This is a genomic window from Agromyces sp. NPDC058104 (genome assembly GCF_042884835.1).
Taxonomy (GTDB): domain Bacteria; phylum Actinomycetota; class Actinomycetes; order Actinomycetales; family Microbacteriaceae; genus Agromyces.
This window is the reverse complement of sequence record NZ_JBHVTD010000001.1, coordinates 500888-525551: the sequence shown is the minus strand read 5'-3', so window position 1 is coordinate 525551 and position 24664 is coordinate 500888. Positions and strand designations below refer to the sequence as shown.

Sequence of the window (24664 nt, the reverse complement as noted above, 5' to 3'; positions counted from 1 at the left end):
CGGGGGCAGGATGGAAGACATGGCTCGCATCCTGCACCTCGCCCGCCGCTACTGGGTCGTCACGCTGACGCTCGCGATCGGGGTGCTCGGCATCGTGCTCGCCCTCGTCGGGGCGGGGGCCGCGGTGCCCTGGATCTTCAGCGGGTACGCGCTCGTCGTCGCCGCGTGGGAGGCCGTCGGGATGGTCCGCGACATCCTGCGGGGGCATTGGGGTCTCGACATCCTGGCGATCACGGCGATCGTCGCGACCGTGCTCGTCGGCGAGTACGTCGCGGCGCTCCTCGTCGTGCTGATGCTCACGGGCGGCGCCGCGCTCGAGGACTACGCGAACCGCCGGGCGAAGCGCGAGCTCGACGCGCTGCTCACGCGCTCGCCGCAGCTCGCGCACCGCATCGACGGAGACGACCTGGTCGACGTGCACGTCGACCAGGTGCGGCCCGGCGACCGGCTGCTCGTGCGGCCGAGCGAGATCGTGCCCGTCGACGGCGAGCTGCACTCGGCCGAGGCCGCCTTCGACGAGTCGTCGCTCACGGGCGAGAGCGTGCCGGTCGAGAAGCAGCGCGGCGACGCCGTGCTGAGCGGCTCGGTGAACGGGCAGGCGGCGATCGAGATCGTCGCCACGGCGACGGCCGGCGACAGCCAGTACCAGCAGATCGTCTCGCTCGTCGCGCAGGCCGCCGAGTCGAAGGCGCCCGTCGTGCGTCTCGCCGACCGCTACGCCGTGCCCTTCACGGTGTTCTCGCTCGGCCTCGCCGGCGTCGCCTGGTGGGTCTCGGGCGACCCGGTGCGCTTCGCCGAGGTGCTCGTGCTCGCGACGCCCTGCCCGCTGCTCATCGCCGCGCCCGTCGCCTTCATCGGCGGCATGAGCCGCGCCGCGCGCAACGGGGTCATCGTCAAGGGCGGGGGAGTGCTCGAACTCCTCGCCCGGGCGAAGACGGCCGTCTTCGACAAGACCGGCACCCTCACCCACGGCGAGCCGAAGCTCGTGGCTGTGAGGCCCGAGGCCGGCCTGTCGGGCGACGAGCTGCTCGGCCTCGTCGCCTCGGCCGAGCAGTACTCCTCGCACGTGCTCGCGGCGTCGATGATCGAGGCGGCGAAGCAGCGGGGCCTGACCCTCACCGAGGCCGAGTGGGCGCGCGAGGCAGCCACGAACGGCGTGACCGCGAAGCTCGGCGACCGCGAGGTCGTCGTCGGCAAGTTCGCGTTCGTCGCCGAGCGCGCGCCGGAGGCGCGGCGGACCGAGATCGCGCCGGGCGAGCTCGCGGTCTACGTCGCCGTCGACGGCCGGTACGCCGGCGCGCTGCTCGCGAGCGACCGCCTCAGGTCGAACGCGAGGGCGACGCTCGCCCGGCTCGACGAGCTCGGCGTGCACGACACGATGATGCTCACGGGCGATGCGAAGGCGACGGCCGACCACATCGCCGCGGAGCTCGGCATCACGCGGGTGCGGGCCGACTGCCTCCCCGGCGACAAGGTGCGCGAGGTCGCCGCGGTCGCCGCGCGGCCGGTGATCATGGTCGGAGACGGCGTCAACGACGCCCCCGTCCTCGCCGCGGCCGACGTCGGCATCGCGATGGGGGCGAAGGGGGCGACGGCCGCGAGCGAGTCCGCCTCGGCGGTGATCCTCGTCGACGACATCTCGCGCACGGCGAAGGCCGTCGAGATCGGCCGCGACACCGTGCGCATCGCACTCCAGAGCATCTGGATCGGCATCGTCGTGAGCGTCGGCCTCATGGTGGTCGCGGCGTTCGGCGTGATCCCGGCCACGATCGGGGCGCTCCTGCAGGAGGTCGTCGACCTCATCGCGATCCTCGCGGCGCTGCGCGCCGTCGGCGGGCGGCTCGACGCCAAGCGCGAGGTCGCGGCCGAGGCATCCGAATCGCGCCTCACCGTCGCGTAGGTCACGAATCGGTAACGCGGGCACGAAGTCGTGTCGAACACTTGCGCATGGTTTGTTCGTAAGGTTTACTAACAAACGTGACTGCAACGGATGCGCAGCGAGGCCCGGTCACCACGGAGCCGACGCCCCCCACCTCGGTGGCGCATTCCGACCTGCTCACGGTGCCCTTCGCCGGCGCCCCGATCTTCACCCGCTCGCGCGCCCTGCGGCCCACGGGCAAGGTCCTGCCCGAGCACGCGCGCAGCCACAACCGAGCGCTCGTGCTGCAGACCCTGTACAGCTCCGGCGCCCAGAGCCGGGCCGACATCGCCCGCGAGACGGGGCTCACGCGCGTCACCGTCTCCGACCTCGTGGCCGAGCTCATCGCCGAGGGGCTCGTCGTCGAACTCGGCCAGCGCGAGGACGCCCGGCCGGGCAAGCCCGCCACCCTCATCGACGTCGCCCGCGACGCGTTCCAGATCATCGGGCTCGACCTGTCCGAGCACGAGGTCTTCCGGGGCGCCGTGACCGCGCTCGACGGAACGATCGCCGAGCGCGCCGAGCTCGCGCTGGGCGGCGCGACCGGCGAGGCGGCGGCGCAACTCGTCGAGCAGCTGGTCGACCGGCTGCTCGCACTCGCCACCATCCCCGTGCTCGGCATCGGCGTCGGCTCGCCCGGTGTCGTCGACCCCCACGGCGTCGTGCGCTCGGCCCCGAACCTCGGCTGGGTCGACCTGCCCCTGCAGGAGCGGCTCGCCGCCCGCACCGAGCTGCCCGTGCACGTCGCGAACGACGCGAACGTCGCGATCCTCGCCGAGCACGGCGAGACCCTGCTCGACGACCTCCTGCTCGTCAAGGTCGGGCACGGTGTCGGCGCCGGCCTGATCGTCGGGGGCCGCCCCGTCATCGGCGGCGGGTTCGCCGCGGGCGAGATCGGCCACGTCGTCGTCGGCACCGACGGCGGCCCGCGCTGCGCGTGCGGCAAGGACGGATGCCTCGAGGCCTGGGTCGCCGAGCCCCGCCTCACGGCGCAGCTCGAGGCCGTCGGCGACGTCGACGCCGCCGACGCGCGCGACGAGATCCTGCGCGAGGCCGGCCGCCGGCTCGGCATCGTGCTCGCGCCGGTCGTCGGCGCCCTCAATCTGACGGAGGTCGTGCTCAGCGGCCCCGCCGAACTGCTCGACGGCGCCTTCCACGAGGCGACCGTCGACACGCTCCGGAAGCGGACGATGGCGGAACTGAACCGTGATCTGAGGCTCCGGATGTCCGAGCAGGCGGAGGACATCGTCCTCCGCGGCGCGGCCGTCATGGTCCTCTCCGGACAACTCGGAGTCTCGTAATGGACTCCAGGCACCAAGGGTGACAGCGAACCCCCGCTGTTTCCCCACCCCATGAAAGGAAACGACAAATGAGGAAACTCGGCATTGTGGCGCTCGGCGCCGCTGCTGCCCTGACCCTCGCCGGTTGCAGCACCGGTGGTGGGAACGAGTCGGCCGACGGTGGCGACATCACGGTCTGGGTCGTCGGCAGCGACACCCCTGAGGACGCGCGCGCCTACCTCAAGGAGACCTTCGAGTCGGAGAACGACGGTTGGACCCTCACGGTCGAGGAGAAGACCTGGGCCGACGTGAGCGACACCTACGCAGCTGCGCTCCAGTCGAACGACTCGCCCGACGTGGTCGAGGTCGGCAACACCCAGACGGCGAGCTTCGCCGACCAGGGCCTGTTCCTCCCGCTCGACGACTTCGCGACCGACGACTACCTGCCCGGTCTCGTCGAGTCGGCCACGTACGACGAGGAGCTCTACGCCGCGCCGTACTACGCCGGTGGCCGCATCGTCTTCTACAGCCAGCAGATCCTCGGCGACACCCCCGTGCCGACGACGCTCGACGAGTACGTCGCCACGGGCAAGGAGCGCCGCACCGACACCGTCTCGGGCATCTGGGCTCCGGGACGCGACTGGTACAACGCCCTTCCCTACGTCTGGGCGCACGGCGGATTCATCGCCGAGAAGGACGGCGAGGAGTGGAAGGCCGGCTTCTCGAGCGAGGGCGGCGTCGAGGGCCTGACGCAGCTCCAGGACGTCTACCTCAACGCCTCGAACGCCCCGAAGGACGGCGACGAGACCGACCCGCAGGTGCCGTTCTGCGCCGGTGAGGACGTCTTCCTCTCCGCCCCCGCGTGGGTGCAGTGGTCGATCACCGCTCCGGCCGACGCAGAGGCGCCCGGCTGCGCCGACACCTACGGCTCGGACCTGAAGGCGTTCGCGCTGCCGGGCCTCGAGGCCGGTGAGACCGCTCCGATCTTCGCGGGCGGCTCGAACATCGCCGTCGCGACCAAGAGCGCGAACCCCGAGCAGGCTCGCGCCGCGCTCGACATCATGGCGAGCGCCGGCTACCAGGACCTCCTGGCCGCCGGTGGCCTCACCCCGGGCCTCACCGCCTCGGCGGCGAACCTGCCCGACACCGAGATCGCGAAGGCCCAGGCCGTCGCGCTCGAGAACTCGAAGGTGACCCCGACCACCCCGAAGTGGGCCGAGGTCGAGGCTGCGCAGATCATCCAGGAGGCGCTCGTGAAGATCGCCCAGGGTGGCGACGTGGCGGCCATCGCGGCCGACCTCGACGCGCAGATCGAGGAGATCCTCAACAGCTAGCCTGTTGAGCCCCGCGGGGGCGGAGTCCCACACAGCTCCGCCCCCGTTCCCCTGCAACGAACTCGAACGGCGCCGGTGCCGCGAGACGTACCATCAGTCATACCCCGCGTCCCCCCGCGGACACCCGGAGGAAGAGCCATGAGCGCAACCCTCGCCGAGCCTGACGCAACGCCGCGCACGCCGAACACGAAACCACCCCGTCGACCCCTGAACTCGCCCGCCGGCGCCCGCAGGAAGAAGCGGCTGCCGTGGGCCCCCTGGCTGCTGCTCGCACCCAGCATCGTCCTGCTCGCGGTGATGGTCGTCTACCCGACCATCGTCATGTTCATCACCTCGTTCACGGATCTCGAGATCAAGAACAAGATGCTGGGCACCTCGCCGAACTTCATCGGCTTCGACAACTACATCGAGGTGTTCACGAAGTCCGACTTCCCGGCGGTCCTCGTCCGAAGCCTCGGCCTCATGGTCGTGCTGACCGTGCTCATCGTCGTCGGCGGCATGCTCATCGCCCTGCTCATGCTGCGGCTCTCCAAGGGCATGCGCCTGCTCGTCTCGATCGGCCTGCTCTTCGCCTGGGCGATGCCGCCGCTCTCGGCGACCGTCGTCTGGGGCTGGATCTTCGACACCGACTACGGTCTCGTCAACTACGTCCTGAACACCATCACCGGCACGCAGGACTGGCGCGGACACGGCTGGCTCGCCGACCCGTGGTCGTTCATGATGGTGCTCACGATCATCATCGTCTGGCAGGGCATCCCCTTCGCGGTGTTCACCTTCTACGCCGGTCTCGGCCAGGTGCCCGACGAGGTGCTCGAGGCCTCGCAGCTCGACGGCGCCCATTCGGTGCAGCGCTTCCGCTTCATCGTGCTGCCGTACCTGCGCAACGTGATCACCGCCGTGATCGTGCTCGAGACGATCTGGAACCTCCGCATCTTCACGCAGGTCTATGCGCTGCAGCAGCAGGGCGGCATCGTCTCCGAGACGAACGTGCTCGGTACCTACCTCTTCCGCCAGGGCCTCGGCGAGTTCGGCGTGACCGCCGCGATCGGCGTGTTCATGGTCATCCTGCTCATGGGCATCTCCTACTACAACGTCCGCTCCAGCCTGAAGGAGGAGGAAGCGTGACCACGCAGATCTCTCCCGCCGTCCAGCTCGCCGAGACCCCCGCGTCGGTGACGCCGCACACGCAGAAGTCCCGTCGAACCCACCGGTTCGGCGCCCCCAAGATCGTGATCAACGTGGTCGCCCTCCTGGTCTTCCTGTGCTCGGTGTTCCCGGTCTACTGGATGGTGAACATGTCGTTCACCCCGTCGAACCAGATCATCAGCCGCACCCCGAGCTTCTTCCCGCTCGAGTTCACCTTCAAGAACTACGTCACCGCGTGGACGCGCGAGGCCGCCCCCGGCCAGACCGACTTCCCGCACGCGCTCGCCTCGAGCCTCGGCGTCGCGATCGCCGTCGTCGTGGTCTGCGCGGTCTTCGCCTTCCTCGCCTCGATCGCGATCGCCCGCTTCGCCTTCCGCGGCCGCTATGTGTTCATCGTGAGCGTGCTCGTCGTGCAGATGGTGCCCGGCGAGGCCATGATGTTCACGATCTACAACATGATCGACGACTGGCGACTGATGAACACCCTCGTCGGCCTGTTCATCGTTCACCTCGCCTCCGTCGTGCCGTTCACGATCTGGACCCTTCGCGGCTTCGTGGCCGGCGTGCCCGCCGACCTCGAGGAGGCGGCGATGATCGACGGCTGCACGAAGGCGCAGGCGTTCTGGAAGGTCACCTTCCCGCTGCTGGCCCCCGGTCTCGTCTCAACGGGCATCTTCGCCTTCATCCAGAGCTGGAACGAGTTCACGATGGCCCTGCTCCTCATGAAGGGCTACAACCTCACGCTCCCGCCGTGGCTGAACTCCTTCCAGTCGGCGACCGAGGCGACGAACTGGGGCGCCGTGATGGCGGGTTCCACGCTCATCGCGCTCCCCGTCGTGATCTTCTTCCTCTTCGTGCAGGGCCGGATGACCGGCGGCCTCGTGAGCGGAGCCGTCAAGGGATGAGCGCCGAGAACCACACCGGTGCGGCCGCACAGCTGCACCGGGACATCCTGACGACCCTGCTGCCGGGCTTCGACGGCCCGGTCGCGCCCGAATGGGTGCTCGCCCGGCTGCGCGACGGCCTCGGCGGCGTGTGCCTCTTCGGCGAGAACGTCGTCGACCCCGAGCAGCTGCGGGCGCTCAACGAGAGCCTCCGCGCGGCGAACCCCGAGGCCGTCATCGCGATCGACGAGGAGGGCGGCGACGTCACCCGGTTGTTCTACGACCGCGGCGCCCCGTTCCCCGGCAACGCCGTGCTCGGCCGCATCGACGAGCTCGAGCTCACCCGCCGTGTCGCGGCGGAGGTGGGGCGCGCCCTCGCGGCGACCGGCTGCACCGTGACGTTCGGGCCCGACGTCGACGTCAACGCCAACCCCGACAATCCCGTCATCGGCGTGCGCAGCTTCGGTGACGACCCGGTGCTCGTCGCCCGGCACTCGGCCGCCTGGGTCGAGGGCCTGCAGCAGACGGGCATCGCCGCGAGCGCGAAGCACTTCCCGGGGCACGGCGACACGGCGACCGACTCGCACCTCGCACTGCCGGTCGTCGACGTCCCGCTCGAGACGCTGCGCGAGCGCGAGCTCGTGCCGTTCCGCGCGGCGATCGAGGCGGGTACCCGCACGATCATGACGTCCCACATCCTGATCCCTCAGCTCGACGCAGAGGCTCCGGCCACCCTCTCCCCGCACATCCTGCACAGCCTGCTCCGCGGGGAGCTGGGTTTCGAGGGCGTCATCGTGACCGACGCCCTCGACATGAAGGGGGCGAGCGGCGCGCACGGCATACCCGAAGCCGCAGTGCGCGCCCTCGCCGCCGGGTGCGACCTCCTCTGCATCGGGGCGAACAACTCCGACGAGCAGCTCGGCGAGATCGTCGCGGCGGTCGCCGACGCGATCGATGCGGGCCGCCTTCCGGCCGACCGCGTCCGCGACGCGGCCGCCCGGGTGCGCGCGCTCGCGGCGACGGCGCCGGCCGTGCCGGCCGGCCCGGCCGCCCCGAGCGTGATCGAACCCGCCCACGACGACGAGGAGATCGCGCGCGTGGTGGCCTCCTTCGAGGTCGCGGACGCCGTGCCCGGGCGTCTGCACGGGGCGTCCGGCATCGGCACGGTCGTCCGCGTCGACACCGTGGCGAACATCGCCATCGGCGTGTCGCCGTGGGGGCCATTCGCCGCCGAGGCGGTCGCCGAGCGGCCGTCGTGGCTCAGCCGCGCCGAACTCGTCGCGGTCGCCCACGGCCAGGCGCTCGACGACCCCGCCGGGCTCCCGGGTCCGGTGCTCGTCATCGGCAAGGACCTCCACCGCCACGCCTTCGCCCGCCGCACGATCGACGCGCTGCGCGCCGTGCGGGACGACGTGGTGACGATCGACATGGGCTGGCCGTCGCATGACCGCGGCTACGCCGACGTCGCGACCTACGGCGCCTCGCGCCTCCTCGGCGACGCGGTGCTCGCGTTCGTCGACGGCGTGCTCGCGCCAGTGGCAGCGCGGTGAGACTCGGCATCGACATCGGCGGCACGAAGACCGCGGCCGTCGCGCTCGCCGACACCGGCGAGCTGAGCGACCAGGTGCGCATGCCGACCGGATTCGGCGCGGAGGCGGTCGTCGAGACGGCGCTGCGCACGGTCGAGCGGATGGCCGAGGTGTCGGGCGTCGGCGCGAGCGCGTTCTCGTCGATCGGCATCGGGATCCCCGGCGCGGTCGACACCGCGACGGGCCGGGTGGCGCACGCCGTGAACCTCGGCCTCGAGGGGCTCGACCTGGGCCCGCGGCTGGCCGACCGGCTGGGCGTCGAGGTGCGCATCGAGAACGACGTGAAGGCGGCCGCGCTCGGCGCGCATCACCTGCTCGGCGCGGCGAAGGGTGCCGTCGAGGCATCCGCGCCCTCGGCCGAGCGCTCGATGGCCTACCTGAACCTCGGCACCGGCCTCGCCGCCGGGATCGTGCAGGGCGGCCGCCTCCTGAGGGGCGGCCACGGCGTCGCGGGCGAGATCGGGCACATCCCGATCGACCCGGCGGGGGAGCCGTGCGGCTGCGGCCAGCGCGGCTGCCTCGAGACCGTGGCCTCCGGCTCGGCGATCGCGCGCATGTGGTCGTCCGAGGCCGAGCTGCCGGCCCGGGAGCTCTTCGACCGGGCCGCGGCCGGCGACGCGGAGGCGATCGCGGTCCGGGAACGATTCCTCTCGGGGGTGGCGGCCGCGGTCCGGCTGCTCGTGCTCACGACCGACGTCGACGAGGTCGTGATCGGCGGCGGGCTCGCCGCCCTCGGCGCACCGCTCGTCGACGGAACTCGCCGTATCCTGAACGGGTGGTCCGCCGACTCGGCGTTCCTCGCCTCTCTCGGGCTCGCGGAGCGGGTCCGGGTCATTCCCCTCGGATTTCCGGCAGCCGCCGTGGGCGCTGCCCTGGTAGGAGTTGCGCAATGGCAGAAGTCGTAGTCGTCGAGAACGAGCAGGCGGCGGGCGAGCTCGTCGCCGGGTCGATCGTCGCGCTGATCAGGCAGAAGCCCGACGCGGTCCTGGGTCTCGCGACCGGCTCGACCCCGCTCGCGAGCTACCGGGCCCTCGCGGAGCGGATCGCCGCCGAGTCGATCGACGTGCGCGGCGTGCGCGGCTTCGCGCTCGACGAGTACGTCGGCCTGCCGGCCGGGCATCCCGAGAGCTACCGCGCCGTGATCACCCGTGAGGTCGTCGAGCCCCTCGGGCTCACCCCCGAGCTCGTGCGGGTGCCGAACGGCGACCCCGCGACGATCCAGCACGCGGGCGCCGACTACGAGGCCGCCATCACGGCGGCGGGCGGCGTCGACCTGCAGATCCTCGGCATCGGGCGCACCGGCCACATCGGCTTCAACGAGCCCGGCTCCTCGCTCGCCTCGCTCACGCGCGTGAAGACGCTCACCGAGCCCACCCGCGTCGACAACGCGCGCTTCTTCGACTCGCCCGAGGAGGTGCCCATGCACTGCATCACCCAGGGCATCGGCACGATCCTCCGGGCCCGTCACCTCGTGCTGCTCGCCTTCGGCGAGGCGAAGGCCGAGGCCGTGGCCGCGGCGGTCGAGGGCGGCGTCTCGGCGAGCCAGCCGGGCTCGGCGATCCAGCTGCACCCCCACGCGACCGTGATCGTCGACGCGGCGGCCGCGTCGCAGCTCGCGAACCTCGAGTACTACCGTCACGCCTGGGCGAACAAGCCGGCCTGGCAGGGCATCTGACCGGTCACGTGCGAACGAGACGGATGCCTCGGGCGGGATCCCGCCCGAGGCATCCGTCGTTCTCGGGGCGAGGGCGCGATGACGGGCGGCGCGCTCAGTGGGGGAGCGTCGCCGGGAGTTCGGCGAGATAGCCCTCCTCGTCGAAGTCGTCGAAGAGCTGGCGCTGGATCATGAACCCCTGGCCGAGCGCCATCATGATGGGCAGGGCGCGAGCGAGACGCGCCTCGGCCTCGTCGGCCGGGTAGTTGGCGGCGAACCACGGCCGGATCGCGTCGCTGAAGGTCTCGCGGATCGAGCGGACCGGGCCCCGGATCGTGTCGCCGAGCTCGGTGTCGGTGGCGGCGGCGGCCCAGAGCTGCACCAGCAGCCGGGTGTCGAAGTGCGCGCGCATGCCTCGCAGCACCGTGGCGAGCACCTCGCCCGGCGTGAGTGGCGCCTCGCCCTCCGCCTGGCGTGCGGCGACCTCGAGTCGCCGCTGCCCGAGCGTGCGCTGGGCCACCGCGGCGAGGAGTTCGACCTTGCTCGGGAAGTGGCCGTAGATCGCCCCGGCGGAGAGCCCGGACTCGGCGATGATGTCGGCCATCGAGGCGCCGTCGAGGCCCTTCGAGGTGAAGGCGCGCAGCGCGGCGTCGAGGATCTCGTCGCGCCTCGCCGCGCGGTACTCGTCGCTCACCTTGGGCATCGGCCGCCTTCCGCTCGGAAAACCGAATGATCGTTCTTGACAAGCATACGAGCCGGGCGCATTCTTATAAAGAACGAACATTCGTTTTTATTCGACTTCGGAGGAGACCATGGCGCACTCGGATGCCACGCAGTCCCACACCCCGCTCGCGCGTGTCGTCGGCGTCGGCCTTGCACTCGCGGCGGTCGTCGCCGTCATCGTGCTCGCGTTCGCCTGGCCCTCGGTGACGGCCGAGGCGAAGGACCTGCCGATCGCGATCACCGGGCCCGCCGAGGCCGTCGCCGCCGCGGAGGAGGCGGTCGACGCGCAGCAGCCCGGCGCGATCGCCTTCGTCGAGGTCGACGATCGCCCGGCCGCGGTCGACGCGATCGAATCCCGTGAGGTGTACGGAGCCGTCGTGCTCGGCGACGAGCCCGAGGTGCTCAGCTCCTCGGCCTCGAGCCTCGTGGTCGCGCAGCTGCTGACCGGCATCGCGAGCGGGCTCGAAGAGGGAGTCAACGCCCAGGCGGCCGCAGCGGCGGCCGCTGCGGGTGCGCCGGCAGCCCCGCCGCACGTCGACGTCGTCGTCACCGACGTGGTGCCGCTCGCCGAGACCGATCCTCGTGGAACGGGGCTCGCGGCGGCGCTGTTCCCGCTCGTGCTCGGCGGGATGCTCGGCGGGATCGCGATCTCGCTCGCCGTCATCGGCGCGATGCGCCGGGTGCTCGCGGTCGTCGTCTACTCCGTGGCGGGCGGGCTCGCGCTCACGGGGATCCTGCAGGGGTGGTTCGGCGCGCTGCAGGGCGACTACTGGGTGAACTCCGCGGCGATCGCGCTCGCGCTCGCCGCGATCGCGGCGCCGATCACCGGGTTCGTCGCCCTCATCGGGCGGGCGGGCATCGCGGTCGGCCCGGTGGTCATGCTGCTCTTCGCGAACCCCATCTCGGCGGCGGCGATGCCGAAGGAGTTCCTTCCCGAGCCTTGGGGCGACGTCGGCCAGTGGTTCCCGCCCGGGGCTGCGGCCACGCTCGTGCGCGAGCTCTCCTACTTCCCCGCCGCGGAGACGACGTTCCCCTGGCTCGTGCTCGCGGGCTGGGCCGTCGGCGGACTCGTGCTCTCGGTGCTCGGCCACTTCCGCACCGCGGGTGGCGCGGAGAGCGATGCGGAGGCCGACGCGGTGGCCGACGCCGAGGCGGCGGCCGATGCCGAGGCCGCGGCCGATGCCGCGTCCCGCGCCGATGCCTCGGCCCGCGCCGGGGCCGCCTGACGCCGAGCGGCCGGGGTCAGCCCGCGAGCTCCTTGCGGCCGTTGATGATGCCGCTCACCGCGGCCACGACGGCGAAGACGATCGCCACGACGGGCTGGCCCAGCATCCACCAGCCGATCGCCGCAGCCGAGAAGATCGCGATCTCGACGAGCGCCTTGCCGAAGGGGTCGATGCGGAAGACCGCCTTGGGCGACATGAACAGCGCCCACGCGACGATCGCGAGCGCCGGCGCCCCGAGCCCGATCAGCACGCCCGGCCACGGCAGCGGGAACGCCATGAAGCCCCAGATGCCGAGCGAGACGAAGGCGAACAGCTCGAGGAAGAACCGGAGGATGTCGTTCGGGCCGATCTTCGGCTGGGCCTGCTGCGGGGTCTCGGGTGCGGTGCTCACAACCCTCGAGTCTACCCGCGACGCTCAGCGGAAGATGATGGTGCGGGCGCCGTCGAGCAGCACCCTGCGCTCGGCGAACCACTTCACGGCCTGGCTCAGGGTGCGGCTCTCCTCGTCCTGGCCGATCGCCACGAGCTCTGCGGGGCTGCGCGAGTGGTCGACGCGCACGACGTTCTGCTCGATGATCGGCCCCTCGTCGAGGTCGCTCGTCACGAAGTGCGCGGTCGCCCCGATGAGCTTCACGCCCCGGGCGTGCGCCTGGCGGTAGGGGTTGGCGCCCTTGAACCCGGGCAGGAACGAGTGGTGGATGTTGATGCAGCGTCCCGCGAGGGCCTCGCACAGCTCGGGGGAGAGGATCTGCATGTAGCGGGCGAGCACGACGAGTTCGATGTCGTGCTGGTCGACCGCCTCGAGGATGCGCCGTTCGAAGGCGGCCTTCTCGTCGGCGTTCGTCACGGCGGCGGATTCGAACGGAACCCCGTAGAAGTCGACGAGATCGCGGAGCGTGCCGTGGTTCGAGAGCACGAGCGGGATCTCGACGGGCAGCTGGCCCGCGCGCTGCCGGAAGAGCAGGTCGTTGACGCAGTGGCCCGCGGTCGAGGCGAGCACGAGGGTGCGCAGCGGCCGCCCCACCTCGTCGAGGTGCCACTGCATGCTCCAGCGCTCGGTGACCGGCGCGAGCGCCGCCTCGAACTCGGCGCGCGTCGCCCGCGACTCGACCTGCAGGCGCATGAAGAAGCGGCCGGTGTCGAGGCTCGCGAACTGCTGGCTCTCGGTGATGTTGCCGCCCGAGGCGACGATGGCGCCGGAGATCGCGTGCACGATGCCGGGGCCGTCGGTGCAGCTCAGGGTCACGACCCAGTGGTACAGGTGATCGGGGGCGGCATCGGTGGTCATCCGCCCAGATTACCGGTGCGAGGATGCCTCAGCCGACGAGCCCGTTGACCCACTCGCGCACGGTGCCCTCGCGGAGCGGTCCGACCCGGCCGTCGCTCGTGTACCGGATGCCGAGGCGGTCGCTGTTGCGGATGCCCTGCACGTACCAGTCGGAGGCCCCCGCGCGGTCGAGCTCGACGACCTGGCTCGTCCACGGCACCGTGAGCAGGAGGCTCGCCCCGGGCCGGCCCGAGAAGGCGAGCTCGTAGCGCTGGCCCCGGCCCGAGACCTCGAGCCCCGGGGTCTCGAGCGAGAACGTCGCCTCGTCGGAGAAGGCCGAGACGTTGCCCGCTGCGTCGACCTGCCGGGCGGCGAGTGCGTGCCGGCCCGCGGCGAGTCCGTCGTACTCGTGGGACCACCCGCCGTCCGCGTCTGCGACGAGCGCCGTGGTCGTTCCGTCGAGCACGAGCTCGACGTCGGCGCCGGGCTCGGCGGTGCCCGAGACGATCGGGTCGACGAGTCCGCCGGCGGTGTCGATCGTGGAGATCACCGGCGCGAGCGCCTCGGTGTCGCCCGGCGTCGGTGTGGGGGTCGGCGTCGGTGTGGGCGTCGGTGTCGGGGTCGGGGTCGGTGTCGGGGTCGGGGTCGGCGTGGGCGTGGGGGTGGGCGTCGGGGTGGCCGTGGCCTGCGGCGGCTCCGCCACGGGCGCGCCGGGGTCGCCCGGGATCGACGGTTCCTCCGCGACGACGTCGTCGATCACGGCGACGGGCGGGACCGGCGGCTCGGCGAGCGGGGCGGGATCGGCCGCATCGGCCGGCTCGGCCCCGGGCACGTCGTCGACCACCTCGCTCGTGGGCGCTGCGATCGGCTCGTTCGTCGGGGCGAGGCTCGGGGCGACGACGGCGACCGCGACGACGGCGGCGGTGAGCACGAGCGCTCCGGCGCCGATCGCGACACCGGTGCCGCTGACGGCCCCGACGAGCCCGGTGCCTGCGGCGCCGCCGCCCGCGCCGCCTGCGCCCGCACCGCCTGCGCCGGCACCCGAGGCGCCCGCTCCGGATCCGGCAACGGACGTCCCTGCGCTCCCGGCGACGCCGACGCCGCCCGCAGCGATGCCGCCCGCGCCCATCGCGTACTCGGCGACCGGCACGCCCTGCGACAGCCAGGCGGAGTACGCGGTCGCACCGCCGACGCCGGCGGCGAGCGGCAGCAGCACGAGCGCGAGCTTCGAGCCCACCTCCCTGGCCTCGGCCGCGACGATCGTGCAGCGCGCGCAGTCGTCGAGGTGCGACTCGAGCTTCGCGGTGTCGCGCGGGCGCAGCTTGCCGCGCGTGTAGCTGCCGAGCCGGTCGATCGTCCAGCGGCATTCGGGCTCGGTCGAGTTCTTGAGGTGCGCGCGGATCCACGCCTGGCGGAGCCCCTCCCGGGCGCGGTAGGCGAGCGCGGCCGTGCTGTTCGCGCTCATGCCCACGAGCGGGGCGACCTGCTGCGGGCTCATGCCCTCGACCTCGCTGTACCAGAGCACCTCCTGCCAGCGGGTCGGCAGCGAGCGGAACGCCTGCGCCGTGGTCGAACGGTCGAGGGCGTCGAGCGTCGCCGCCTCGTTCGTCTCGGGGTCCTCGAACGACTCGAGCGTCTCGAGATTGGTCTCCTGGCGGGCCCGGCCCCAGCTCGCCGCGGTGTTGCGGATCGTGGTGAAGAGGTAAGGGCGGAACGCGGCCGTCGGCCCTTTGCCGGCGAGGATCGCGTCGTAGATGCGCGTGAACGACTCGGCGACCAGGTCGTCGGGGTCGAGCGAGCTGAACGAGCGGGCCACGGTCCGGCCGGAGGCCGCATGGCGCTGCCAGAGCTCCGCGTAGGCGGAAGCATCGCCGCGGCGGGTCCGCTCGATGAGCGCGGCATCGGCGGTGTGGTCGGTGCGCACGGTGGGCACGCGCGGCTCCTTCGGGGTTCGGGTCGGTCCACCTGAGAGACGCGTCGAGGCGGGGATCATGACGCGGATCGGGGGTTCCGGATCATTCCACCAGATTTTTCCGGGAATCGCGTCATAGATCCGCCGGGGCGACGTCTTCTCCTGTGAGGGCGTGCACTGCGCCCTCGCCTTCCGCCGTCTCGGAGACCCGAACTCCGAGACGGAAGCCGGGTACCCGCCGGCGGGACGAGGCGCCCGGGGGAAAGGGCGGCTCGATTCGAACGGCCGGGCTCCGAGACGATGGGGAACACGTCTCGGGGCCGGCCCTTCTCCCAGCGCCCGGGCCGGGCGCGGCTCAGGCCAGCCGGCCGCCCGCCGCCCAGACCGCCTGCACGTCGAGCTCGTCGCCGAGGAGCACCGCGTCCGCGGCGTAGCCGCGGTCGAGCCGGCCGAGGTCGTGCGCGCGCCCGATCGCGGCCGCCGGCACCACCGTGAGCGCGGCGATCGCCTGGTCGAGCGGGATGCCGCTGTCGACGACGGCGCGACGCAGCGCCTCGTCCTGCAGGAGCGTCGATCCCGCGATCGAGCCGCCCTCGCGGAGGCGGGCGACGCCCTGGTCGACGACGACCTCCAGCGTGCCGAGGAGGTACTCCCCGTCGGCGGATCCGGTCGCCGCCATGGCGTCGGTGATGAGCGCGACCCGCCCCGGAGCGCCCGCGAAGGCGAGCTTCACGACGTCGGCGTGGACGTGCACACCGTCGTTGATGATCTCGAGGGTAACGTGGTCGGCGTGCATCGCCGCGACGACGGGGCCCGGCGCGCGGTGGTGGATGCCACGCATGCCGTTGAACGCGTGCGTCAGGATCGTCGCGCCCGCCCCGAACGCGGCGAGGGCGGTGTCGAAGTCGGCCCCGGTGTGCCCGACCGCGACCGCGACGCCGGAGTCGACGAAGCGGCCGATGGCCTCCGTCGCCCCGGGGTGCTCGGGCGCGATCGTGACCTGGCGCAGCGTGCCGTCGGCCGCGGCGAGCAGCCGATCGACCGAGTCGGCATCGGCGGTGCGCAGCAGCGACGGGTCGTGGGCGCCGCGATAGGCGTCGTCGAGGAACGGCCCTTCGAGGTGGGAGCCGAGCACGCGCGGGTCTCGACGCGAGAGGCCTGCGATCATCGCGACCTGCTCGGCGAGCCGGTCGACGGGTGCCGTGACGAGCGAGAGCACCGTGCGGGTCGTGCCGTGGGCGTTGTGCACGGCGAGCACGCGCTCGATCGCCGCCTCGCCCTCGTCGGCGGACGCGCCGCCGGCGCCGTGGCAGTGGAGGTCGATGAACCCAGGGACGAGGAATCGCCCCGAGGCATCCGTCACGCTCGTGTCGGGGGCGACGTGCTCGCGCCAGGCATCGCCCAGCCCGCGCTCGGCGACGCGGCCGCCCTCGAAGCGCACCCAGGCGTCGGGCACCGTGTCGAAGCCGCTCACGATCCGCGCCGAATGGATGATCGTGGACCCGTTCGGGGCGGAGGCGGGTGCGGTCGGGACGACTGGGGTGCTCACCTAAGCAACGATAACGTCGTAGCCGTGGTCGGCCAGCCGCGCCAGCTGCGCCTCGGTCACGCCCGAGTCGGTGATCAGCGTCGAGAAGAGGCGCCGCGAGCCGATCGCGGCGAACGCCCGCTTGTCGAGCTTCGACGAGTCGGCGACGAGCACGGGATGGGTGGCACGCGAGGCCATGAGCGCGTTCACCGCCGCCTCGCGCTCGTCGTGCGAGGTCGGGCCGATCGCGGGGTCGATGCCGTTCACGCCGATGAAGGCGTAGTCGAGCGTCACGCTGCCGAGCACCGCGTCGGTGTACGCGCCGACGAGCTCGTAGGAACGCGCATGCACCACCCCGCCGGTCACGACCGTCTTGATCTGCGGCCGGATCGCGAGCTGCATGGCGATGTTGATCGCGTTCGTCACGACGGTCAGGCTCGGGTCGTTCGCCGGCTCCATGATGTCGGCGCGCGACATGAGCGCCTCGACGATCGCCGTGGCCGTCGTGCCGCCGCAGAGGCCGATGACGGCTCCCCGCGGCACCATCGCGCTCGCCGCCCGGGCGATCGCGGCCTTCGACTCGGGGTTCTGCTGGTTCTTGTAGCGGATCGGCAGGTCGTACGCGACCGAGTGGGCGACGGCGCCTCCGCGGGTGCGGGTGAGCAGCTGCTGGCTCGCGAGCGCATCGAGGTCGCGTCGGGCCGTCGCCGGCGACACTCCGAGCTGGTCGACGATCTGCTCGACCTCGACCTGGCCGCCGTCGGCGAGCAGGTCGAGGACGGCGCTCAGGCGCTCCGCGCGATTCATCCGATCCCGTCCCTTCCGGTGGTGCCCGCCGTCGCCGGCGAGGCGAACAGCCTCAGCATGCGGCCCGCTTCGATGCGCACCGCGTCGCGGCCCGCCGCGAGGTACTTGCGAGAGTCTACGGCCGTGGGGTGCTCCGCGAGGTAGTCGCGGATCGCGCCGGTGAATGCCGCATTCAGGTGCGTCGACACGTTGATCTTCGTGAGGCCCGCGGCGATGCCCGCGACGATGGTCTCGTCGGGCACGCCGGAGGAGCCGTGCAGCACGAGCGGCACCGGCACGGCCGCGTGCAGCCGGGCGATGAGCTCGAGGTCGAGCGCTGCGACCCGCTCGGTCATCGCGTGGGACGAGCCGACGGCGACCGCGAGGGCGTCGACCCCGGTCTCGGAGACGAACTGCGCCGCCTCGGCCGGGTCGGTGCGGACGCCTGGCGCGTGCGCGCCGTCCTTGCCGCCGATCTCGCCGAGCTCCGCCTCGACGAGCACGCCCGCCTCGGCCGCCCGCGCGACGACCCGCCGGGTGGTCGCGACGTTGTCGGCGAAGTCGAGCTTCGCGCCGTCGTACATGACCGAGCCGAAGCCGCGGTCGATCGCGCGGAGCGCGAGCTCCACGTCCTCCGCGTGGTCGAGGTGGACGGCGACGTCGGCGCTCGAGGCCTCGGCGACGGCGAGCGTCGCGCGCGCGATGGGGTCGAAGCCCCCGTGGTAGTTCACGCAGTTCTCGGAGAGCTGCAGGATGACCGGCAGGCCGGTGTCCTCCGCGGCGCCGACGAGCGCCTCGGCCGTCTCGAGGTGCAGCACGTTGAACGCGCCGATCGCGGTGCCGGCCGACGCGGCGGCCTCGAGGACGGTGCGGGTGGGGATGAGCGTCATGCGGTGGTCCTCGGGTCGGTCGCGGGCGCCTGCTGCGCCCGCTCGGTGTTCGCCTGGTCGGCGGCGGATGCCTCGTGGTCGCCCGTGACGACGACCTCGGCCTCGAGCCGCACGTGGTCGGGCGAGAGCGCGCCCGCGACGGGCATGAGCACGGCCGAGGCCGACCATGCCGTCGCGCGCCGCGCGAGCGCGGCCCGAGCGGCGATGCCCTCGCGGCCCGGGTCGCTCACGAGCGACGGGGCGGTGGCCACTGCGGCGGCGATCGCCGCGACGGCCGCATCGCCCGCACCGGTCGCGTTGCCGTGGAGCGGATGGGGCAGCCGGGCGCGCACGCCGTCGGTGCGGTCGGCGTGCGAGAGCACGAGCAGCCCCTCGGTGCCGAGCGAGACGAGCACGAGTCGGGCGCCCGCGTCGAGCAGCGCACGGCCTCCGGCGACCGGATCGTCGTGGCCGGTCACCTCGGCGAGCTCGTCGCGGTTCGGCTTCAGCACCGTCGCACCCGCGCGGGCGGCGGCGACGAGCGCCGGTCCGCTCGTGTCGACGATCACCGTTGCGCCCGCGGCCACGAGCTCGGCGACGAGCCCGGCGAGCTGGTCGGGGCCGAAGCCGGGCGGCAGGCTGCCGCTGATGACGACGACGTCGGCGCGGCGGCCGAGGCGGGCGGCCTCGGCCAGGAGGGCGTCGGCCTCGGCGTCGGCGAGGGGTGCGCCGTGCTCGTTGAGGATCGTGGTCTCGCCGCTCGACTCGTCGACGAGCGCGAGGCTGCGTCGCGTCTCGCCGCGCACCGGAACCAGCCGGTGGGGGATGCCGCTGCGTTCGAGGTCGTCGGCCAGTCGCGCGCCGGCTGCGCCGCCTGCGGTCGTGAGCGCCAGCACCTCGTGCCCCTCGGCGGCGAGCACCCGTGCGACGTTCAGGCCCTTGCCGCCGGCGCGGGAGACGCCGGCCGGCACCCGGAGGGTCTCGCCGGGGCGCAGCTCGGCGAGGTGCCAGGTGAGGTCCTCCGCGGGGTTCGGGGTGACGGTGAGGATCACGGCGCCGCCGTCCCGGCCGCGCTCGCGGCCCTGGCCGCGGCGAGGTCGCGCGCGGCGAGGGCGGTGCCGAGCAGGCCCGCGTCGTCGCCGAGCTCGGCGCGCAGGAGCACCGGACGGCGATGGAAGCTGAGGAGCGCGTCGACCCGGGCGGCGAGCGGTTCGAAGAGTGCCGGCCCGGCTTGCGAGAGGCCGCCGCCGATGACGATCGCCTCGGGCGCCAGCGTCGCGACGAGCCGGGCGATGCCCTCGGCCAGCGCCTCGATGGCGGAGTTCCAGATGTCGTCGGCGAGCGGGTCGCCCGCGCGTGCGGCCTCGAGCACCGCTCGGGCCCCCGAGACGTCCCGGCCGCTCGCCGCACGGTACCGCCGGGCGATGGCGCCGGCCGAGGCGACCGTCTCGAGGCAGCCGATCGCGCCGCAGGGGCAGCGTTCGCCGCGGGGGTCGGCCAACGAGTGCCCGAACTCGCCCGCGTAGCCGCCGGCCGAGTACGGCTGGCCGCCGATGAGCATGGAGCTCGCGATGCCGGTGCCGATCGCGAGCACCACGGCGTCGTCGTAGCCGCGTGCGGCCCCCAGCCGGTGCTCGGCGTCGCCCGCGGCCCGCACGTCGTGGCCGAACGCGACCGGCAGTCCGAGCGCGTGCTCGGCGAGGTCGCGGATGGGGGCGTCGCGCCAGCCCAGGTTCGAGGCGAACAGGCCGAGCCCGCGCACCTCGTCGACGAGCCCGGGCACGCTCACGCCGGCCGCGACGACCTGGACCCCGGGGTGCTCGTCGCGCAGCGTCCGCGCAAGGCCGGCGAACGAGGCGGCGACCGCGCGCGCGGAGTCGACGGGATCGAGCGCGGTCGGCGTGCGCCGGAGCCCGAGCACCCGCCCCGCGGCATCCACCATCGCCGACTTCGTGTCGGTGCCGCCGACGTCGAAGGCGAGGACCGCGGCGCCGGGGCCGAGCGGTGGAGCGAGGTCGGTCATCGGGTCAGCCCTCGAGGATCACCGAGCGCGTCAGGTTGCGCGGCTGGTCGGGGTCCAGGCCGCGCGCGAGGGCGCGGGCGAGCGAGACGCGCTGGGCGCGGACGAGGTCGGCCATCGGGTCGAGCGCGCTCGTCTCGAACCGCGCGCCGGTCGCGGCGACATCGCCCGCGAGGCCCTCGGGAGCGGGGCCGAACTGCCAGGTCACCCGGCCGGGCGCGGCGATCGAGATCGGGCCGTGGCGGTACTCCATGGAGGGGTACGACTCCGTCCACGACTGCGAGGCCTCGCGCATCTTCAGCGCCGCCTCGTGGGCGAGGCCCACCGAGAAGCCGCGGCCGAGGAAGGTGTACTGCTCGGCGTCGACGAGCGCCGGGTCGAGGTCTTCGGCCAGCGCCAGCTCGGCGTCGGCGATCGCCGGCGCGAGGTCCTCGCCGAGCGAGGCGCGGAAGAGGGCGAGCGCCGTCGTCGCGAACCGGGTCTGCACGACCGACTCCTCGTCGGCGAAGGGCAGGGTGATCGCGTCGTCGACGAGGTCGACGAGGGGCGATTCCGCGTCGCCGATGACGCCGATCGTGCGGACCTGGCCGCGGACGTCCTCGACGAGCTGGAGGACCTCGGTCGTCGTGCCCGAGCGGGTGAGCGCCACGACGGCGTCGTACCCGCGGAGCGGGAAGGCCTCGGACGCCGCGAACGCGTCGGTCTCGCCGTGGCCGCCCGACTCGCGGAGCCACGCGTAGGACTGGGCCATGAACCACGAGGTGCCGCAGCCGACGACGGCGACGCGCTCGCCGCGGCGCGGGAGTCGCGACTGCTCGTCGCGGAGCTCGGCCGCGCGCGCCCAGGTCTCGGGCTGCGAGGCGAGCTCGGCGGCCATGTGGGCGGCGGGGGCGGAAGCGGAAGGCAGGCTCACGTGGGCTCCAGTCGGGGTGGTGCGGCCGTCGAGTGACGACGATGACGCCTCAATGATTGCAGATGACTGCAATACGTGTCCAACGATCATGGAAAAGATCGTTTACTGCACTGTCCCGTGTTCGAGGGGTTTAGTGAGGGATCCGAACAAAATCCGGTAACAAATGGCTCTCCAGCCTTGACGGCCGAGCGGGGAGCGGAATAGATTTCCCAGCGTCGAGTGAACGCACCTGATCGTTTGCTCGGTCAAACGTTCATGAAACTGCACAGATCTTCGAGATCGGTGCAAGATGGACGATACGCATCGGCGCGTTGAGACCTGCTCTCGTCGATGCGCCACCCAACACAGTGAGGAAGCATCCAATGAAGAAGTCTCTGCGCCTCGGCGCCGCGGTCGCGCTCGCCGCCACCGCCTCGCTGACGCTCGCCTCGTGCGGATTCGGGGGCGGTGACAGCGGCGGCGACGCCGGCGGGAAGACCACGCTCGACCTGCTCGTGCCCAGCTACTCCGACAACACCGAGAAGCTCTGGAACGACGTGATCGACGGCTTCGAAGCCGAGAACGAGGACATCGACGTCAAGCTCGAGGTCCAGTCGTGGGACAACCTCGAGTCCGTCATCACCACCAAGATCCAGGGCGGCGAGGCCCCCGACATCTACAACGGCGGCCCCTTCGCCGGATTCGCGGCCGACGGCCTCCTGTACGCCGCTGAGGACGTGGTCTCGCCCGAGACCTTCAGCGACTTCCAGGACTCGTTCATCGCGAACGCCGAGGTCGACGGCACCGCGTACGCGCTGCCGCTGATCGCGTCGGCGCGTGCGCTGTTCGTGAACAACACCCTGCTCGAGCAGGCTGGCGCGACCGCGCCGACCAACTGGGACGAGCTGCTCGACGCGGCGACCAAGGTCTCGGCGCTCGGTGGCGGCGTGGCCGGTTACGGCATGCCCCTCGGATCGGAAGAGGCGCAGGCCGAGGCGGCCGTGTGGCTCTGGGGCGGCGGCGGCACCTTCGGCGACGCCGACGCGATCACGGTCGACGACCCGGCGAACCTTCCCGGTGCCGAGCAGATCAAGAAGATGATCGACGCGGGCGCCACGCAGGCCGACCCCGGATCGACCGACCGCTCGCCGCTCATGGACATCTTCATCCAGGGCAAGATCGGCATGCAGGTGGGCCTCCCGCCGACCGTCGGCCAGATCGAGGAGAACAACCCCGAGCTCGACTACTCGATCGTCCCGATCCCCACGCAGGACGGCTCGCCCTTCACCCTCGGCGTCATGGACCAGCTCATGGCCTTCAACAACGACGACGGCGCGAAGCAGGACGCGATCACGAAGTTCTTCGACTACTACTACTCGGCCGACGTGTACGTGCCGTGGGTGCAGACCGAGGGCTTCCTCCCCGTCACGAAGTCGGGTGCCGAGGCGCTGCAGGACGAGGAGGCGCTCGCGCCGTTCCTCGAGGTGCTGCCGAACGCCCAGTTCTACCCGAGCACCAACCCGAAGTGGCAGGCCACGGACGGCGCGTTCAAGTCGCTGTTCGGCCAGATCCAGACGAAGCCCGCTCAGGACGTGCTGACCGAGATCCAGGCGCAGGTCGACGCGAGCTGACGCTCGCTCGATGAAAGACGGAAGGGTTCGGTGATCCCCGCACCATGAGTTCCACGACCGAAGCATCACCGAACCCGGCGGGGGCGACCACTGGTCGCCCCCGTTCCGGGGGATCGGCCGCGGGCGGCGCCGCCCGCGGCCGGCCCGGCGGGCGCGACCTCCTCGTCGCCCTGCCATGGATCGCGCCCGCGCTCCTGCTCATCTTCGGCGTCGTGCTGTTCCCGGCCGGCGTCATGTTCTACAACTCCACCCGCGACATCTCGCTCTCGGGCCTCGACAAGGGCTCGGTCGGCTTCGACAACTACGTCGAGGTGTTCAACTTCCCGTACTTCTGGCCGATCTTCTTCCGCACGATCGTGTGGGTGGTCGTCGTCGTGGCGTTCACCGTGCTGATCTCGCTCGGCCTCGCCCAGATCCTCAACAAGGCGTTCCCTGGCCGTCGGCTCGTGCGCCTCGTCGTGATCATCCCGTGGGCGGCCTCGGTCGTCATGACGACGATGGTGGTCTACTACGGCCTCGAGCCGTACTTCGGCATCATCAACAAGTTCCTCGTCGACATCGGCCTCGTCGACACCCCGGAGGGCTACGGCTGGACGAAGAACCCCACGACCGCCTTCATGTGGGCGATCATCGTGGCGATCTTCGTCTCCCTGCCGTTCACGACCTACACGATCCTCGCGGGCCTCGCCACGGTGCCGAGCGACACGCTCGAGGCGGCCCGCATGGACGGCGCCGGCCCCATCCGCACGTACTTCACGGTCGTGCTGCCGCAGCTCCGCGGCGCACTGAGCGTCGCCGTGCTCATCAACATCATCAACGTGTTCAACTCGCTGCCGATCCTGAGGGTCATGACCGGGTCGATACCCGGCTACGACGCCGACACGATCATGACGATGATCTTCAAGTACATCCAGAACCAGCACAAGGTCGACGTCGCGAGCGCGCTCTCGGTCGTCGCCTTCCTCATCGTCATCGTGATCGTCGCGGTGTACGTGAAGGTCGTCAAGCCCACGCGGGAGATCTGATGAGCGTCACCGAAACTCGCGCCATGCTCGCCGCCGACGCCGGCCGCGGGGCATCCCGCGGCACGGCCGCCCCTCGCAAGCGCCGCTACACCGAGGACCAGGTGCCGCTCGGCAGCGTGCTGCTGCGCATGCTCGCCGGGCTCGTCGTGCTCGTCGTGTTCATCGTGCCGTACCTCATCATGTTCTTCGGCTCGGTGAAGACGAAGGCGCAGATCCGCTCGGTCGATCCCACCTACCTCCCCACGGAGTGGCACTGGGAGAACTACATCAACATGTGGTCGACGCCCGAGACGCCGCTGCCGCAGAACATGGTCTCGACGATCGTGATCTCGGTGTTCGCGACGCTGCTCGTGCTCGCCGTCGCGCTGCCCGCGGCGTACTACACGGCGCGGTTCCGCTTCCCGTTCCGCATGGTGTTCCTCTTCCTCGTGATCGTCACGCAGATGCTGCAGCCCGCGGTGCTCACGTCGGGCCTCTTCCGCCAGTTCACGACGCTCGGCATGATCGACACCTGGGCGGCGATGATCTTCATCAACGCGGCCTTCAACCTGTCGTTCGCCGTCTGGATCATGCACTCCTTCTTCGCGGGCATCCCGAAGGAGATCGACGAGGCCGCGCAGATCGACGGCGCCGGCCGGCTCACGGTGCTCTTCAAGATCAACCTGCCGCTCGTGTGGCCGGGCATCGTGACGGCGATCGTGTTCACCTTCGTCGCGTGCTGGAACGAGTTCGCGGCCTCGCTCGTCATCCTCTCGACGGCGGGCAACCAGCCGATGTCGGTCGCCCTCACGAAGTTCGTCGGGCAGTACGAGACGAGCTGGCACTACGTGTTCGGCGTCTCGATCGTCGCGATCATCCCCGTGGTGGTGCTCTTCATGCTCATCGAGAAGCGCCTCGTCGGCGGCCTGACGGCGGGCAGCGTGAAGTAGCGCTCGGCGCGCACGGGCAGGCGGATGCCCCGGGGTCGCCCCCGGGGCATC

The 24664-nt window shown here is 71.9% G+C and carries 22 protein-coding genes; 12 read left to right on the top strand and 10 right to left on the bottom strand.

All coding sequences use genetic code 11. The features are described from left to right. The first annotated feature begins 19 nt into the window (after positions 1-19). The 8 genes from ACFVTH_RS02475 to nagB all read left to right on the top strand — a co-directional run bounded on the left by ACFVTH_RS02475 (position 20) and on the right by nagB (position 9826). The gene (locus tag ACFVTH_RS02475) at positions 20-1900 is read left to right on the top strand and encodes a heavy metal translocating P-type ATPase (RefSeq protein WP_387086476.1); all 1881 of its coding nucleotides are present in this window, start codon (positions 20-22) and stop codon (positions 1898-1900) included. Between the two features lie 152 nt (positions 1901-2052). After that, positions 2053-3219: an ROK family protein gene (locus ACFVTH_RS02470; protein ID WP_387088687.1), complete on the top strand. Its 1167-nt coding sequence runs from the start codon at positions 2053-2055 to the stop codon at positions 3217-3219. Between the two features lie 68 nt (positions 3220-3287). After that, positions 3288-4532, top strand: a complete 1245-nt coding sequence (locus ACFVTH_RS02465; protein ID WP_387086474.1) for an extracellular solute-binding protein — start codon at positions 3288-3290, stop codon at positions 4530-4532. A gap of 138 nt (positions 4533-4670) precedes the next feature. Continuing rightward, the gene (locus ACFVTH_RS02460; RefSeq protein ID WP_387086472.1) at positions 4671-5657 is read left to right on the top strand and encodes a carbohydrate ABC transporter permease; all 987 of its coding nucleotides are present in this window, start codon (positions 4671-4673) and stop codon (positions 5655-5657) included. Between the two features lie 47 nt (positions 5658-5704). Next, positions 5705-6583: a carbohydrate ABC transporter permease gene (locus ACFVTH_RS02455; protein WP_387088684.1), complete on the top strand. Its 879-nt coding sequence runs from the start codon at positions 5705-5707 to the stop codon at positions 6581-6583. Further along, on the top strand, positions 6580-8112 hold the full coding sequence (locus ACFVTH_RS02450) for a glycoside hydrolase family 3 protein (RefSeq protein WP_387086470.1): 1533 nt from the start codon (positions 6580-6582) through the stop codon (positions 8110-8112). Before ACFVTH_RS02455 ends, ACFVTH_RS02450 begins: the two co-directional genes overlap by 4 nt. Then, positions 8109-9056 carry an ROK family protein gene (locus ACFVTH_RS02445; RefSeq protein ID WP_387086468.1) on the top strand — a complete coding sequence of 316 codons (948 nt, stop codon included), beginning with the start codon at positions 8109-8111 and terminating at the stop codon, positions 9054-9056. Before ACFVTH_RS02450 ends, ACFVTH_RS02445 begins: the two co-directional genes overlap by 4 nt. Further along, a complete protein-coding gene (gene nagB, locus ACFVTH_RS02440; RefSeq protein ID WP_387086466.1) occupies positions 9041-9826 on the top strand; it encodes a glucosamine-6-phosphate deaminase in 786 nt (261 codons plus the stop codon). Before ACFVTH_RS02445 ends, nagB begins: the two co-directional genes overlap by 16 nt. 94 nt (positions 9827-9920) lie before the next feature. Here nagB and ACFVTH_RS02435 read toward each other — a convergent pair whose 3' ends face one another. Continuing rightward, positions 9921-10508 (bottom strand): TetR/AcrR family transcriptional regulator, encoded by a 588-nt coding sequence (locus tag ACFVTH_RS02435; protein WP_387086464.1) that lies wholly within the window; start codon positions 10506-10508, stop codon positions 9921-9923. A 109-nt stretch (positions 10509-10617) separates the two neighbouring features. Here ACFVTH_RS02435 and ACFVTH_RS02430 point away from each other — a divergent pair, with 109 nt between their 5' ends. Continuing rightward, positions 10618-11754, top strand: a complete 1137-nt coding sequence (locus ACFVTH_RS02430; protein ID WP_387086462.1) for a hypothetical protein — start codon at positions 10618-10620, stop codon at positions 11752-11754. Positions 11755-11770: 16 nt separating this feature from the next. Here ACFVTH_RS02430 and ACFVTH_RS02425 read toward each other — a convergent pair whose 3' ends face one another. The 9 genes from ACFVTH_RS02425 to ACFVTH_RS02385 form a co-directional block, all read right to left on the bottom strand. Then, positions 11771-12145 carry a YrdB family protein gene (locus ACFVTH_RS02425; RefSeq protein ID WP_387086460.1) on the bottom strand — a complete coding sequence of 125 codons (375 nt, stop codon included), beginning with the start codon at positions 12143-12145 and terminating at the stop codon, positions 11771-11773. A gap of 24 nt (positions 12146-12169) precedes the next feature. Next, on the bottom strand, positions 12170-13042 hold the full coding sequence (gene purU, locus ACFVTH_RS02420; protein ID WP_387086458.1) for a formyltetrahydrofolate deformylase: 873 nt from the start codon (positions 13040-13042) through the stop codon (positions 12170-12172). Positions 13043-13070: 28 nt separating this feature from the next. After that, positions 13071-14954: a sigma-70 family RNA polymerase sigma factor gene (locus tag ACFVTH_RS02415; RefSeq protein ID WP_387086456.1), complete on the bottom strand. Its 1884-nt coding sequence runs from the start codon at positions 14952-14954 to the stop codon at positions 13071-13073. Between the two features lie 334 nt (positions 14955-15288). Continuing rightward, positions 15289-16482 (bottom strand): N-acetylglucosamine-6-phosphate deacetylase, encoded by a 1194-nt coding sequence (locus tag ACFVTH_RS02410; protein ID WP_387086454.1) that lies wholly within the window; start codon positions 16480-16482, stop codon positions 15289-15291. Then, positions 16483-17268 carry a DeoR/GlpR family DNA-binding transcription regulator gene (locus tag ACFVTH_RS02405; RefSeq protein ID WP_376944423.1) on the bottom strand — a complete coding sequence of 262 codons (786 nt, stop codon included), beginning with the start codon at positions 17266-17268 and terminating at the stop codon, positions 16483-16485. Further along, positions 17265-18137, bottom strand: a complete 873-nt coding sequence (locus tag ACFVTH_RS02400) for a ketose-bisphosphate aldolase (protein WP_387086452.1) — start codon at positions 18135-18137, stop codon at positions 17265-17267. Before ACFVTH_RS02400 ends, ACFVTH_RS02405 begins: the two co-directional genes overlap by 4 nt. After that, positions 18134-19168 carry a 1-phosphofructokinase family hexose kinase gene (locus tag ACFVTH_RS02395; protein ID WP_387086449.1) on the bottom strand — a complete coding sequence of 345 codons (1035 nt, stop codon included), beginning with the start codon at positions 19166-19168 and terminating at the stop codon, positions 18134-18136. Before ACFVTH_RS02395 ends, ACFVTH_RS02400 begins: the two co-directional genes overlap by 4 nt. Next, entirely contained in the window at positions 19165-20139 is a 975-nt protein-coding gene (locus ACFVTH_RS02390) for an ROK family protein (protein WP_387086446.1), read from the bottom strand. The genes ACFVTH_RS02395 and ACFVTH_RS02390 overlap by 4 nt, the downstream gene beginning before the upstream one ends. A gap of 4 nt (positions 20140-20143) precedes the next feature. Continuing rightward, positions 20144-21013, bottom strand: a complete 870-nt coding sequence (locus tag ACFVTH_RS02385; protein WP_387088681.1) for an SIS domain-containing protein — start codon at positions 21011-21013, stop codon at positions 20144-20146. Positions 21014-21411: 398 nt separating this feature from the next. Here ACFVTH_RS02385 and ACFVTH_RS02380 point away from each other — a divergent pair, with 398 nt between their 5' ends. Genes ACFVTH_RS02380 through ACFVTH_RS02370 form a run of 3 tightly spaced genes read left to right on the top strand, consistent with a single transcriptional unit; the run spans position 21412 to position 24613 of the window. Then, positions 21412-22659 (top strand): extracellular solute-binding protein, encoded by a 1248-nt coding sequence (locus ACFVTH_RS02380; protein ID WP_387086443.1) that lies wholly within the window; start codon positions 21412-21414, stop codon positions 22657-22659. A 44-nt stretch (positions 22660-22703) separates the two neighbouring features. Further along, positions 22704-23684, top strand: coding sequence for a carbohydrate ABC transporter permease (locus tag ACFVTH_RS02375; RefSeq protein ID WP_387086440.1), 981 nt, complete (start codon positions 22704-22706; stop codon positions 23682-23684). After that, complete coding sequence (locus ACFVTH_RS02370; RefSeq protein ID WP_387086437.1) at positions 23684-24613, top strand: carbohydrate ABC transporter permease; 930 nt, start codon at positions 23684-23686, stop codon at positions 24611-24613. Before ACFVTH_RS02375 ends, ACFVTH_RS02370 begins: the two co-directional genes overlap by 1 nt. Positions 24614-24664: the final 51 nt, after the last annotated feature.